13 protein-coding genes are annotated in these 12831 nt (G+C 71.7%); 1 reads left to right on the top strand and 12 read right to left on the bottom strand.

The genetic code is table 11. The annotated features are described in order from the left end of the window. Positions 1-62: 62 nt before the first annotated feature. The 9 genes from gmk to pyrR all read right to left on the bottom strand — a co-directional run bounded on the left by gmk (position 63) and on the right by pyrR (position 9780). Complete coding sequence (gmk, locus tag AB0A74_RS07195; RefSeq protein ID WP_358247974.1) at positions 63-662, bottom strand: guanylate kinase; 600 nt, start codon at positions 660-662, stop codon at positions 63-65. Further along, on the bottom strand, positions 659-976 hold the full coding sequence (gene mihF, locus AB0A74_RS07200) for an integration host factor, actinobacterial type (protein ID WP_033427832.1): 318 nt from the start codon (positions 974-976) through the stop codon (positions 659-661). Before mihF ends, gmk begins: the two co-directional genes overlap by 4 nt. A 303-nt stretch (positions 977-1279) precedes the next feature. Next, the gene (pyrF, locus tag AB0A74_RS07205) at positions 1280-2098 is read right to left on the bottom strand and encodes an orotidine-5'-phosphate decarboxylase (protein WP_358247975.1); all 819 of its coding nucleotides are present in this window, start codon (positions 2096-2098) and stop codon (positions 1280-1282) included. Continuing rightward, positions 2095-5394 carry a carbamoyl-phosphate synthase large subunit gene (gene carB, locus AB0A74_RS07210; RefSeq protein WP_358247976.1) on the bottom strand — a complete coding sequence of 1100 codons (3300 nt, stop codon included), beginning with the start codon at positions 5392-5394 and terminating at the stop codon, positions 2095-2097. The genes pyrF and carB overlap by 4 nt, the downstream gene beginning before the upstream one ends. A gap of 1 nt (position 5395) precedes the next feature. Beyond that, positions 5396-6523 (bottom strand): glutamine-hydrolyzing carbamoyl-phosphate synthase small subunit, encoded by a 1128-nt coding sequence (carA, locus tag AB0A74_RS07215; RefSeq protein ID WP_358247977.1) that lies wholly within the window; start codon positions 6521-6523, stop codon positions 5396-5398. Continuing rightward, a complete protein-coding gene (locus tag AB0A74_RS07220; protein WP_358247978.1) occupies positions 6520-7002 on the bottom strand; it encodes a transporter in 483 nt (160 codons plus the stop codon). The genes carA and AB0A74_RS07220 overlap by 4 nt, the downstream gene beginning before the upstream one ends. Continuing rightward, positions 6999-8282 carry a dihydroorotase gene (locus AB0A74_RS07225; RefSeq protein WP_358247979.1) on the bottom strand — a complete coding sequence of 428 codons (1284 nt, stop codon included), beginning with the start codon at positions 8280-8282 and terminating at the stop codon, positions 6999-7001. The genes AB0A74_RS07220 and AB0A74_RS07225 overlap by 4 nt, the downstream gene beginning before the upstream one ends. Next, on the bottom strand, positions 8279-9211 hold the full coding sequence (locus tag AB0A74_RS07230) for an aspartate carbamoyltransferase catalytic subunit (RefSeq protein ID WP_358247980.1): 933 nt from the start codon (positions 9209-9211) through the stop codon (positions 8279-8281). Before AB0A74_RS07230 ends, AB0A74_RS07225 begins: the two co-directional genes overlap by 4 nt. Continuing rightward, a complete protein-coding gene (gene pyrR / locus AB0A74_RS07235) occupies positions 9208-9780 on the bottom strand; it encodes a bifunctional pyr operon transcriptional regulator/uracil phosphoribosyltransferase PyrR (protein ID WP_343935147.1) in 573 nt (190 codons plus the stop codon). The genes AB0A74_RS07230 and pyrR overlap by 4 nt, the downstream gene beginning before the upstream one ends. Before the next feature lie 258 nt (positions 9781-10038). Between pyrR and AB0A74_RS07240 the strand changes: the two genes are divergently transcribed. Beyond that, entirely contained in the window at positions 10039-10527 is a 489-nt protein-coding gene (locus AB0A74_RS07240) for a transcriptional regulator (RefSeq protein ID WP_015103676.1), read from the top strand. Positions 10528-10674: 147 nt separating this feature from the next. Here AB0A74_RS07240 and nusB read toward each other — a convergent pair whose 3' ends face one another. Genes nusB through AB0A74_RS07255 form a run of 3 tightly spaced genes read right to left on the bottom strand, consistent with a single transcriptional unit; the run spans position 10675 to position 12778 of the window. Next, positions 10675-11094 (bottom strand): transcription antitermination factor NusB, encoded by a 420-nt coding sequence (gene nusB, locus AB0A74_RS07245; RefSeq protein WP_343935146.1) that lies wholly within the window; start codon positions 11092-11094, stop codon positions 10675-10677. A 1-nt stretch (position 11095) separates the two neighbouring features. Beyond that, positions 11096-11659 (bottom strand): elongation factor P, encoded by a 564-nt coding sequence (efp, locus tag AB0A74_RS07250; RefSeq protein ID WP_309114823.1) that lies wholly within the window; start codon positions 11657-11659, stop codon positions 11096-11098. A gap of 33 nt (positions 11660-11692) precedes the next feature. After that, positions 11693-12778, bottom strand: a complete 1086-nt coding sequence (locus AB0A74_RS07255; protein ID WP_358247981.1) for a Xaa-Pro peptidase family protein — start codon at positions 12776-12778, stop codon at positions 11693-11695. Positions 12779-12831 lie beyond the last annotated feature (53 nt).

The raw sequence follows: 12831 nt of genomic DNA on the forward strand, positions 1-12831 counted from the left end.
ACGCTCCTGCGGTTGGTTGTGCAAAGCGGGTGGCGTCCTACAGCCGCCGCGGACACGCGTCATCACGCGTCGGGCGCTGGGCCGACCACCAAGTGTAGCAAGCGCGCCGCGGCGGACTTCACGTCGTCGTTCACGACGACCTGGTCGAACTCGGGTTCGGCCGCGAGCTCCTCGCGGGCGATCTCCAGCCGGCGCGCCACCACGGCGGGGTCCTCGGTGCCGCGGCCGGTCAGCCGCCCCACCAGGTCCTCCCAGGACGGGGGCGCGAGCATCACCAGCTGGGCCTCCGGCATGGCCGCCCGGACCTGGCGCGCGCCCTGGAGCTCGATCTCCAGCAGCGAGGGCCGCCCGGACGCCAGCGCCGCCACGACGGGCGCGCGGGGCGTGCCGTAGCAGTTGCCCGCGAACTCGGCGTGCTCCAGCAGTTCGCCGTTGTCCACCATCTTGTCGAACTCGGCCCGGTCCACGAAGTGGTAGTGGACGCCGTCGACCTCGCCCGGCCTCGGCTTCCGCGTGGTCACCGAGACGCTGAAGTGCACATCGGGCCCCATGCGCCGCAGCTCGGCCAGCACGCTGGACTTGCCGACGCCGGAGGGCCCGCTCAGGACGGTGAGGCGGGGCCGGGCGCGCACGCCCGACCCCGCCCCGGTGCCATCAGTCACTCGCCGCTGAACTCGGTGAGCAGCGCCTTGCGCTGCCGCTCGCCGAGGCCGCGCAGCCGACGGCTCGGAGCGATCTCAAGCCGCTCCATGATCTGCTGCGCGCGAACCTTGCCGACGCCCGGAAGGGCTTCGAGCAGCGCGGACACCTTCATCTTGCCAAGGACCTCGTCGCTCTCGGCGGCCTTCAGCACGTCCGTCAGGGTCGTGCCGCCACGCTTGAGGCGCTCCTTGAGCTCAGCCCGAGCGCGACGAGCGGCAGCAGCCTTCTCCAGCGCTGCGGCCCGCTGCTCCTCGGTAAGCTGGGGAAGGGCCACGATTTCCTCCGTGGTGTGGGAATTTCAATTCTGGATCGGTGCCGCGACCGTACTCCAAGCGCAATTGCCTGGGCGCAAGGTGGTCCCAGTCAGGTGAAACTTTTCCAGCGCCTGGTTGCCGCGGCGGGTGGTAGTAGTACCAACACCCCCCGACGCCTCCGCCACCGCCACCGGTAACGCCCTGCGCACGACCCCTGTGGTATGCGCTCGATGGGGTATGGACCCGTCGGTGGCCAGGACCGTACCAGGCAACGTTTACGCAGGTGAGCGGACACCGCGAAGCGTGTCGCGATTTGATGGTGATCACATCGCGAGGGAGTCCCCGACACGCCGTGCCGCAGACCGCAACGATGCGGAGTCGGGGCCGTGCTTGAGGACGTCCCGGGAGCTGGTCGGCAGCACCCCGCGCAGCTCGTCGCCGAACAGCCGGCGCAGGTCCGCCACGGTCGCGCCCTGGGCGCCGAAGCCCGGCGCCAGGATGTATCCGTGCAGGTCAGACAGGTCGAGGTCGAGTTCGGCGAGGGTCGCGCCGACGACCAGGCCGACGTCTCCCAACGGCTCCGCGCCGGCGTTGCGGCGGGCCGCCTCGTCCACCACCGACTGCGCGACCGAGCCCCCGGAGGGGACCCCCGCGCACTGCACGGAGGCCCCTTCCGGGTTGGACGTGCGGGCGAGCACGAACACGCCGCGCCCGCTCGCCCGTGCGGCTTCGAGCGCCGGCTCCAGGGAGCCGAACCCGAGGTAGGGCGACAGGGTGACCGCGTCGCCGGCCAGCGGCGAGCCGTCGGACAGGTACGCCTGGGCGTAGGCCGCCATGGTCGAGCCGATGTCGCCGCGCTTGGCGTCCACCAGGACCGGCGTCCCGGCGTCCCTGAGGTCCGCCAGGACGCGTTCGAGGACCGCCACGCCCTTCGAGCCGTGGGACTCGAAGAACGCCGCCTGCGGCTTGACCAGGGCCACGTGACCGCCGAACGCCTCGACGCAGGTCAGCGCGAACCGCTCCAGGCCGGAGGCGTCCCGGGGCAGCCCCCAGGCGTCCAGGAGGCCGGGGTGCGGGTCGATGCCCACGCACAGCGGTCCGTGCTGCGCGACGGCCTTGGCCAGCCGCTGGGCGAAGGTCATCCCTCACCCCGCAGCGCCGCCTGGAGGGCCTGCAGCGGCCGGACGCCGATGTCGCCCCGGATGGCCGCCTCGATGCCGTGCACGGCCGCCGCCGCGCCCTGGATCGTGGTGACGCACGGGATGTCCTTGGCGACCGCCGCGGTGCGGATCTCGTAGCCGTCCACGCGGGGCCCGCTGTTGCCGTACGGGGTGTTGATGATCATGTCCACGTGGCCGTCGAGGATGGCGTCGACGATGTTCTTCTCGCCGTCGGAGTGCTTGCGGACCACCGTGCACGGGATGCCGTTGCGCCGCAGCACCTCGGCCGTGCCCTCGGTGGCCAGCACCTCGAAGCCCAGGTCGGCCAGCCGCTTGACCGGGAAGATCATGGCCCGCTTGTCCCGGTTGGCCACCGACACGAACACCCGGCCCGACGTGGGCAGGGAGCCGTAGGAGGCGGTCTGGGACTTGGCGAAGGCGGTGCCGAAGGACACGTCGATGCCCATGACCTCGCCGGTCGACTTCATCTCCGGCCCGAGCAGCGAGTCCACCCCGTGGCCCTCCGGCGTGCGGAAGCGGTGGAAGGGCAGCACGGCCTCCTTGACCGCGACCGGCGCGTGCTGGGGCAGCTTCGCGCCGTCGCCGGTGGCCGGCAGCAGGCCCTCGGCGCGCAGCTCGGCGATGGTCGCGCCGAGCATGATCCGGGCCGCGGCCTTGGCCAGCGGCACCGCCGTCGCCTTGGACACGAACGGCACCGTGCGGGACGCGCGCGGGTTGGCCTCCAGCACGTACAGGACGTCGTCCTTGAGCGCGTACTGGACGTTGAGCAGGCCGCGCACGCCGATGCCCTCCGCGATGGCCCGGGTGGACCTGCGGACGTTGTCGATGTCGGTCTCGCCCAGGGTGATCGGGGGCAGGGCGCACGCCGAGTCGCCGGAGTGCACGCCGGCCTCCTCGATGTGCTCCATCACGCCGCCGATGAACACGTCCTCGCCGTCGAACAGGGCGTCCACGTCGATCTCGATGGCGTCGTCGAGGAACCGGTCGACCAGCACCGGGTGCTCCGGGGAGACCTCGGTGGCGCGGGCGATGTAGCTCTTGAGCGACAGCTCGTCGTAGACGATCTCCATGCCGCGCCCGCCCAGCACGTACGAGGGGCGCACCAGCACCGGGTAGCCGATCTCGTCGGCGATCTTCTTGGCCTGCGCGAACGAGGTCGCGGTGCCGTACTTCGGCGCGGGCAGGCCCGCGTCGGTGAGCACCTGGCCGAACGCGCCGCGGTCCTCGGCGAGGTGGATGGCGTGCGGCGGGGTGCCCACGACCGGGACGCCCGCCTCCTCCAGCCGCCGCGCCAGGCCCAGCGGGGTCTGGCCGCCCAGCTGCACGACGACGCCCGCGACGGTGCCCGAGCGCTGCTCGGAGTGCACGACCTCCAGCACGTCCTCGAAGGTCAGCGGCTCGAAGTACAGGCGGTCGGAGGTGTCGTAGTCGGTGGAGACGGTCTCGGGGTTGCAGTTGACCATCACCGTCTCGTACCCGGCGGCCCGCAGCGCCATGGCGGCGTGCACGCACGAGTAGTCGAACTCGATGCCCTGGCCGATGCGGTTCGGGCCCGAGCCCAGGATCAGCACCTTCGGCTTGTCCCGCTGCTCGGTCACCTCGGTCTCGGCCGCGGGGTCCAGCTCGTAGGCCGAGTAGTGGTACGGGGTGCGCGCGGCGAACTCGGCGGCGCAGGTGTCCACGGTCTTGAACACCGGCCGCACGCCCAGGCGGTGCCGCAGGTTGCGCACGCCGTCCTCACCGGCCAGCTCGGCGCGCAGCGCGGCGATCTGCCGGTCGGACAGGCCCGCCCGCTTGGCCTTGCGCAGCAGGTCCGCGCCCAGCACGGGGGCGTCCTCGATCTCCCGGCGCAGCTCGACCAGCCAGGCGATCTGCTCGATGAACCACGGGTCGATCCGGGACGCCTCGTGCGCCTGCTCGATGGTCGCGCCCAGGCGCAACGCGCGTTCCAACGTGTAGAGGCGTCCGTCGTGGCCCTTTCGGAGGGCGTCCAGAGTGGACTCCAGGCTCTCCTCGGGGTCCGGGGTGGTCCAGAAACCGCCCGCCTTGGTCTCCATGGACCGCAACGCTTTTCCGAGCGCCTCGATGAAGCTGCGACCGATGGACATCGCCTCGCCGACGGACTTCATCGTCGTGGTGAGCGTCCGGTCCGCGCCGGGGAACTTCTCGAAAGCGAACCGCGGCACCTTCACCACGACGTAGTCGAGCGTCGGTTCGAAACTCGCCGGCGTCTCACCGGTGATGTCGTTGCGGATTTCGTCGAGCGTGTACCCGATGGCCAGTTTCGCGGCGATCTTGGCGATCGGGAAACCGGTCGCCTTGGACGCCAGCGCCGAGGAACGCGACACCCGCGGGTTCATCTCGATCACGACCATGCGGCCGTTCTCGGGGTTGAACGCGAACTGGATGTTGCAGCCGCCGGTGTCCACGCCGACCTCGCGGATGACGGCGATGCCGACGTCGCGCATCTGCTGGAACTCGCGGTCGGTCAGCGTCATCGCGGGCGCGACGGTCACCGAGTCGCCGGTGTGCACGCCCATCGGGTCGATGTTCTCGATGGAGCACACGACCACGACGTTGTCGTTGCGGTCGCGCATCAGCTCCAGCTCGTACTCCTTCCAGCCGAGCACGCTCTCCTCGATCAGCACCTCGGTGACCGGGGACTCCGCGAGGCCGGTGGCGGCCAGCCGCTCCAGCTCCTCGTGGGTGTGCGCCATGCCCGAGCCGAGGCCGCCCATGGTGAACGACGGCCGGATGACCACCGGGAGGCCCAGCTCCGCGACGGTCTCGCGGACCTCCTCCATGGTCTTGCACACCGCGCTGCGCGGGACCTCCGCGCCGATCTTGCGCACGATGTCCTTGAACATCTGCCGGTCCTCGCCGCGCTGGATGGCGTCGATGTCCGCGCCGATCAGCTCGACGTCGTACTTCTCCAGCACGCCCCGCTCGTGCAGGGCGATGGCGGTGTTGAGCGCGGTCTGGCCGCCCAGGGTCGCCAGGACGGCGTCCGGGCGCTCGGCGGCGATGACCTTCTCCACGAACTCCGGGGTGATCGGCTCGACGTAGGTGGCGTCGGCGAACTCCGGGTCGGTCATGATCGTCGCGGGGTTGGAGTTGACGAGGCTGACCCGCAGGCCCTCCTCGCGCAGCACCCGGCACGCCTGGGTGCCGGAGTAGTCGAACTCGCAGGCCTGGCCGATGACGATCGGGCCCGAGCCGATGACGAGCACGTGCTTGAGATCGGTCCTCTTCGGCATGTCAGCGCCCCTGCTCCATCATCGTCACGAACTCGTCGAACAGCGGTGCGGCGTCGTGCGGTCCGGCCGCCGCCTCCGGGTGGTACTGCACGCTGAACGCGGGCACCTCCAGGGCGCGCACGCCCTCGACCGTGCCGTCGTTCGGGCAGTAGTGGCTGAGCTGGACGCGGCCGAAGTCGGAGACGAACTCCTCCCCCGGCTCGCCCTCCAGGGCGAAGCCGTGGTTCTGCGCGGTGATGGCCACCTTGCCGGTCGCGACGTCGATGACCGGGATGTTGATGCCGCGGTGCCCGTAGCGCATCTTGTAGGTGTCGCGGCCCAGCGCGCGGCCCAGGATCTGGTTGCCGAAGCAGATGCCGAACAGCGGCACCTTGCGGTCCAGGACGTTGCGGGTCAGCTCGACCGCGTGCGCCTGGGTGGCGGGGTCGCCGGGGCCGTTGGACAGGAACACGCCGTCGGGCTTGACCGACAGCACGTCGTCCACGGTGGAGGTCAGCGGCAGGACGTGCACCTCGATGCCGCGCGCGGCCATCATCCGCGGGGTGTTGGACTTGATGCCCAGGTCCAGCGCGGCCACCCGGAAGCGGCGTTCGCCGATCGCGTCCACCACGTACGGCTTGGGCGTGGTGACGTCGCCCGCGAGGTCCGCGCCCTTCATCTCCGGGGAGGTGCGGACGCGGTCGAGCATCTCCTCGACGCTGCCCAGCTCGTCGCCGGAGAACACGCCCGCGCGCATCGCGCCCTGCTCGCGCAGGTGGCGGGTGAGCATCCGGGTGTCGATGCCGGCGATGCCGACCACGCCCTGGCGGACCAGCTCGTCGTCCAGGCTGCGCTTGGAGCGCCAGTTCGACGGCACCCGCGCGGGGTCGCGCACCACGTAGCCGGCGACCCAGATGCGGCCGGACTCGTCGTCCTCGTCGTTCCAGCCGGTGTTGCCGATCTGCGGCGCGGTCTGCACCACGATCTGGCGGTGGTAGGAGGGGTCGGTCAGCGTCTCCTGGTAGCCGGTCATGCCGGTGGAGAACACGACCTCGCCGAGGCTCGCGCCGATCGCGCCGTAGGACTCGCCGCGGAACACGCGGCCGTCCTCCAGGACCAGCGCCGCGGCCGTCGTTGCCGGAGAAGTCACTTGCGGCCTCCCAGTGCCTGCACCCACTGCTCGTACACGTCCTTGTCGTCGCCGCGGAACCCGGTGTCGAAGGTGTGGCCGGCGTTGCGCCAGCGCAGCACCAGCAGGCCGTCCGGGCCCATCACCTTGCCCGCGAGGCCGCGGGCGGTGCGGGCGTCCAGGACGTCCTCCAACGGGATCCACATCGGGCTCGCGCCGGTGCGCTCGACCAGCACACCGGTGTCGGTCAGCTTCAGGGTCGCCTCGGCGCGGTGGCCGATGTCGCCCACGGCGACCCGGTCCTGCCAGTTGTCGCCGAGGGTCGTGCCCACGTACACGCCGGTCGTCTCCAGCGTCGCCGCGCCGGTCGCGGCGGGCGGCTGGGGGAAGGCGGGCAGCGCCGCCTGGCGCTTCGCGCGGTTCCGCCAGCCCCGCCACATGCCGTACAGGCACAGCAGGAACACGGCCAGGATCGCGAGGGACAGCAGCACGCGGGTCATGCCGGGATCCTTCCGCTGGTCGCCGTCACGCGCCCGCGCAGCACCGTGGCCACGACCCGGCCGGGCAGCTCCATGCCCTCGAACGGCGTGTTGGCCGAGATGCTGGCCAGCTCCGCGCCGCGCACGGTCCACCGGGCGTCCGGGTCCACCAGGACCAGGTTGGCGGGCTCGCCGACCTCGATCGGGCGGCCCTGGTCGGGCAGGCCCGCGATGGCGGCGGGGCGCTCGCTCATCACCCGCGCCACGCCGCGCCAGTCCAGCAGACCGGTCTCGACCATGGTCGCGACGACGATCGAGAGGGCGGTCTGCAGGCCGAGCATGCCCGGGCGGGCCGCGGACCACTCGCAGTCCTTGTCCTGCACGGCGTGCGGGGCGTGGTCGGTGGCGACGCAGTCGATCGTGCCGTCCGCGAGGGCCTGGCGCAGCGCCTCGACGTCGGCGCCGGTCCGCAGCGGCGGGTTGACCTTGTTGACCGGGTCGTAGGTCGCCAGCCGGTCGTCGGTCAGCAGCAGGTGGTGCGGGGTGACCTCGGCGGAGACCTTCGTGCCCCGGGCCTTGGCCCACTTCAGCACGTCCGCGGTGCCCGAGGTGGACACGTGGCAGACGTGCAGGCGGGCGTCCACCTGCTTGGCCAGCAGGCAGTCGCGGGCCACGATCGCCTCCTCGGCGGCGGCCGGCCAGCCCTGCAGGCCCAGGCGCGAGGCCTGCTCGCCCTCGTGGGCCTGCGCGCCGACGGTCAGCCGGGGCTCCTCGGCGTGCTGCGCGACCACCACGTCCAGCGCCTTGGAGTACTCCAGCGCGCGGCGCATGATCAGCGGGTCGTGCACGCAGTGGCCGTCGTCGGAGAACACCCGGACGCCGGTCTTGGCCATCGTGCCCAGCTCGGCGAGCTTCTCGCCCTTGAGGCCCACGGTGACCGCGCCGACCGGGTGGACGTCCACCAGGCCGACCTCGCGGCCCCGGCGGGCGACGTGCTCGACCACGACCGCGTTGTCCGCGACCGGGTCGGTGTTGGCCATGGCGAAGACCGCGGTGTAGCCGCCCAGGGCGGCGGCGCGGGACCCGGTCTCGATGGTCTCGGTGTCCTCGCGGCCCGGCTCGCGCAGGTGGGTGTGCAGGTCGACGAAGCCGGGGAGCAGGACCGCGCCGTCGCCATCGACGACCTCGGCGTCGTTGTCCTCGACGGACCCGATCTCCGCGATGACCCCGTCGCGGACGAGCACGTCCACCGGGTCACCTTCGCCGTACGGTCGTACTCCCCTGATGATCAGGGCGCTCACGCGGTCTCCTCCTCGTGGGCAAGCAGGTGGTAGAGGACGGCCATGCGCACGTGCACGCCGTTGCGCACCTGGTCGGTGATGGCCGCGCGCGGCGAGTCGGCGACCGACGAGGCGATCTCCATCCCGCGCAGCATCGGACCGGGGTGCAGCACGACGGCGTGGTCGGGCAGCAGGGCCAAGCGGCGCTCGTTGAGGCCGTAGGCGATCGAGTACTCGCGGGCGCTGGGGAAGAACCCGCCGTGCATCCGCTCGGCCTGCACGCGCAGCAGCATCACGGCGTCCTGGCTGGGCAGGTCGGCGTCCAGGTCGTGCGACACCGTGACCGGCCAGCGCTCCACCCCGCTGGGCAGCAGCGTCGGCGGGGCGACCAGGGTCACGTGCGCGCCCAGGGCCGTGAGCAGGTGGACGTTCGAGCGGGCGACCCGGCTGTGCAGGACGTCGCCGACGATCGCGATCCGGCGGTCACGCAGCTCACCCAGCCGCTCGCGCAGCGTGGCCGCGTCCAGCAGGGCCTGGGTGGGGTGCTCGTGCATGCCGTCGCCGGCGTTCACCACGGACGTGCCGGTGTGCTTGAGCCAGTCGGCCAGCCGGTGGGCCGCGCCGGACGCCGGGTGCCGCACGATCACGCAGTCCGCGCCGGCCGCCGCGAGGGTCAGCGCGGTGTCGCGCAGCGACTCGCCCTTGCTGACGCTGGAGCCCGACGAGGAGACGTTGACCACGTCCGCGCTCATCCACTTGCCCGCGATCTCGAAGCTCACCCGGGTGCGGGTGGAGTTCTCGTAGAACATCGTGATCACGGTCCGGCCGCGCAGGGTGGGCAGCTTGCGCACCTCGCGCCCCTCCAGGGACTGCTTGAGGTTCGCGGCCGTGTCCAGGATCGCGGTGGCGTCCGCCGGGTCGATGCCCTCGGTGGACAGCAGGTGCCTCACCGCAGCACCACCCCGTCGCGCTGGTCGAACTCCTCCAGCAGCACGTGGACCTCCTCGGACCGGGCGGTGGGGACGTTCTTGCCCACGTAGTCCGCGCGGATCGGCAGCTCGCGGTGCCCCCGGTCGACCAGCACCGCCAGCTGCACGGCGCGGGGCCGGCCGTGGTCGCGCAGGGCGTCCAGGGCGGCGCGGATCGTGCGGCCGGAGAACAGGACGTCGTCGACGAGGACGACGAGGCGGTCGTCGATGCCGCCCTCGGGCAGCCGCGTGGCCTCCAGCGGGCGCGTGGGGCCCCGGCGCAGGTCGTCCCGGTAGAGGGTGACGTCCAGCGTGCCGGTGGGCACCGCCACGGAGCTGAACTCCCGGATCTTCGCCGCGAGGCGGCGGGCGAGCGGCGCACCCCGGCTCGGAATCCCCATCAGGACTACTTCGGGTGCGCTCGGTGCATCGAGAGCGGTCTTCTCGATGATCTGATGGGCCATTCGGGCGACAGTGCGCGCGACGTCGCCGGCCGACAGGAGCTCGCGCTCCCCGGCCGGGTCCGTCGCGCCACGTTGACGTGGCGCCACGGTTGGACCTCCTTCCCCGCCTCGCTGGACGGGTCCTTAAAGGACGTCGGACACCCGGTTGCGACCGGGCTGACCAGCACCGTATCAGGTTCCGGGGTTCGATCGACCGGGTGGTCCGCGTGGTCTCGCCCACCTGGGCCGGCGAGATCAGCTTGACCTGGTGACCACGGAGAGCAATCATTACTCTGCGTATTGATCTAAGCCTCCCCGCGGCAGTCCCCTACCGGCTGACGGGGCGAATGAACGGAGAACCGCCACATGGGCGACTACGCCAAGGCGCTGGGGGCAAAGCTCCGCGCGATCCGCCAGCAGCAGGGCTTGTCTTTGCACGGCGTCGAGCAGAAGTCCGGCGGTCGCTGGAAGGCCGTGGTCGTGGGCTCGTACGAGCGCGGAGACCGGGCCGTGACCGTGCAGAAGCTCGCGGAGCTGGCCGACTTCTACGGTGTGCCGGTCGCGGAGCTGCTCCCCGAGGGCCGCGTGCCGTCGGGCGCCGAACCCGCGACGAAGATCGTGATCAACCTGGAACGCCTGCAACAGCTCCCCGCGGAGAAGGTCGGCCCGCTCGCGCGGTACGCGGCCACCATCCAGAGCCAGCGCGGCGACTACAACGGCAAGGTCCTGTCGATCCGCACGGAGGACCTGCGCTCCCTGGCGATCATCTACGACATGACGCCGGGCGAGCTGACCGAGCAGCTCATCGACTGGGGCGTCCTGCCGCCCGAGGCGCGCCCGGCCAAGGAAGACTGAGCACGGGGTCGCGCACCGGGAGGGCGACTGACGACGGGGGCCGCTCTACGTGGAGGGCGGCCCTGGCCGTGGGCCCCGCACGGGCCCGAACAGCACGAAACCCCCGACAGGACGCACCTGACGGGGGTTCGCGTCGTTCTGGGGGTCCTACAGGACCGCCCGGAGCTGGTCCGCGATGACCGCGATCCGGCCCAGCACGCCGTTGACGAACCGCGGCGAGTCGTCGGTGGACAGCTGCTTGGCCAGCTCCACGGCCTCGTCGATCGCCACCGCGTCGGGCACGTCCGCCGCCCACAGCAGCTCGTACAGGCCCACCCGCAGCACGGCCCGGTCCACGCCCGGCATGCGCTGCAGGGTCCAGCCCTCGGAGTGCTCCGAGATCAGGTCGTCGATGCGCGCCTTGTGCGCCGTGACGCCCTCGACCAGGCCCACCGTGTAGTCGTTGATCGGCGGGACGTCCGGCGACCCCACGCGTTCCGCGAGGAGGGTCACCGCGTCCATGGCCCGCAGGTCGGCCTCGTACAGGACGTCGACCGCGCGCTTGCGGGCCTTGCTCCGAGCGCCCATGTCAGTTGTTGACCCGGCCGAGGTAGCGGCCGTCGCGGGTGTCCACCTTGATCTTCTCGCCGGTCGTCACGAACAGCGGGACCTGGATCTCCGCGCCGGTCTCCAGGGTCGCGGGCTTGGTGCCGCCGGTGGAGCGGTCGCCCTGCAGGCCCGGGTCGGTGTGCTGGATGACCAGCTCGACGCTGGTCGGCAGCTCCACGAACAGCGGGACGCCCTCGTGGGTGGCGACCATCGCCTCCTGGTTCTCCAGCATGTAGTTGGCGGCGTCGCCGACGGTCTCGGCCGGGACCGGGATCTGGTCGTAGGTCTCGCCGTCCATGAAGATGAAGTCGGAACCCTCCTTGTAGAGGTAGGTCATGTTCCGCTTGTCCACGGTGGCCGTGTCGACCTTGGTGCCCGCGTTGAAGGTCTTGTCCACGACCTTGCCGGACAGGACGTGCTTCAACGTGGTGCGCACGAAGGCGCCGCCCTTGCCCGGCTTGACGTGCTGGAACGCGGTGACGGTCCACAGCTGGCCGTCGAGGTTCAGCACCAGGCCGTTCTTGAGGTCGTTGGTCGTGGCCACGGGGTGGGCTCTCCTGTTACGTGTGTTCGGGCGTCAGACGACCACTAGCTCTTTCGTGGTCAGGGTGAGGAGTTCGGGGCCGCCTTCGCGCACCACGAGCGTGTCCTCGATGCGGACACCACCCTTCCCGGCCAGGTACACACCGGGCTCGACGGTGACCGCCATACCGGGCAGAAGTGTACCGTCACCCGCCTTGGACAGCGCCGGAGCCTCGTGGATCTGCAGGCCCACGCCGTGTCCCAGACCGTGCAGGAACTGGTCCCCGTAGCCGGCGCGTTCGATCACCTCGCGCGCCGCGCGGTCCACGTCGGACACCGCCGCGCCCGGCGCCAGCGCGTGCCGGCCCGCCTGCTGGGCCGTCGCGACCAGCTCGTACAGCTCCCGCTGCCAGTCCGCGGCCTGCCCGACGACCAGCGTGCGGGTCATGTCGGAGTGGTAGCCGTCGACCAGCGCGCCGAAGTCCAGCTTCACGAAGTCGCCGGCGTGCACGACCGCGTCGGTGGGCCGGTGGTGCGGGACGGCGGAGTTCGCGCCGGTGGCGACGATCGACTCGAAGCTCGGGCCGGCCGCGCCGTGGTCGAGCATCCGGCTCTCCAGCTCGCGCGCGACCTCCCGCTCGGTGCGGCCGGCGCGCAGGCCGCCGTGCTCGATCAGGCTCGCCAGCGCCCGGTCCGCGGCGGCGCACGCCATGCGCAGCGCCTCGACCTCGGCGTCGTCCTTGACCAGCCGCAGCCCTTCGACCAGGCCGGGCGCGCGGACCAGCTCGACGTCCTCGGCGGCGTCGCCCAGCGCGTCCAGGCCCTCGACGGTGACGTGGTGGCTCTCGAAGCCCGCGCGGCGCACGCCGTCCTTGTGCGCGCGCTGCGCCAGCGCGAGGTCGCACGGCCGGTCGATGACGCGTTCCAGGTCGGGCACCTGCCGCTCGGCCTGGGTCAGGTAGCGGCCGTCGGTGCAGAACACGGTGCCGGCGTCGGACTCGGCGGAGACCAGCAGCGCGGCGTTGGACCCCGTGAACCCGGTGAGGTAGCGGATGTTGAGCAGGTTGGTCACCAGCAGGGCGTCCAGCTCCCGGTCCCGGAGCGTGGCGCGCAGGGCGGCGCGGCGTGTCGCGTGCGGCATACCCGCAGCCTAGAGGCATCGGCGTGGGTTCACAGTGGGCCTAGGGTGGGGTC

The sequence above is a fragment of the Saccharothrix sp. NPDC042600 genome, from assembly GCF_040647305.1.
Lineage (GTDB): Bacteria > Actinomycetota > Actinomycetes > Mycobacteriales > Pseudonocardiaceae > Actinosynnema > Actinosynnema mutabilis.

What these genes read in the sequence shown, in the direction of transcription:
- AB0A74_RS07240 (WP_015103676.1), top strand. Translation starts at nt 10,039, where the DNA reads ATGGGCGACTACGCCAAGGCGCTGGGGGCAAAGCTCCGCGCGATCCGC.
- carB (WP_358247976.1), bottom strand. Translation starts at nt 5,394, where the DNA reads ATGCCGAAGAGGACCGATCTCAAGCACGTGCTCGTCATCGGCTCGGGC.
- AB0A74_RS07220 (WP_358247978.1), bottom strand. Translation starts at nt 7,002, where the DNA reads ATGACCCGCGTGCTGCTGTCCCTCGCGATCCTGGCCGTGTTCCTGCTG.
- pyrF (WP_358247975.1), bottom strand. Translation starts at nt 2,098, where the DNA reads ATGACCTTCGCCCAGCGGCTGGCCAAGGCCGTCGCGCAGCACGGACCG.
- AB0A74_RS07255 (WP_358247981.1), bottom strand. Translation starts at nt 12,778, where the DNA reads ATGCCGCACGCGACACGCCGCGCCGCCCTGCGCGCCACGCTCCGGGAC.
- nusB (WP_343935146.1), bottom strand. Translation starts at nt 11,094, where the DNA reads ATGGGCGCTCGGAGCAAGGCCCGCAAGCGCGCGGTCGACGTCCTGTAC.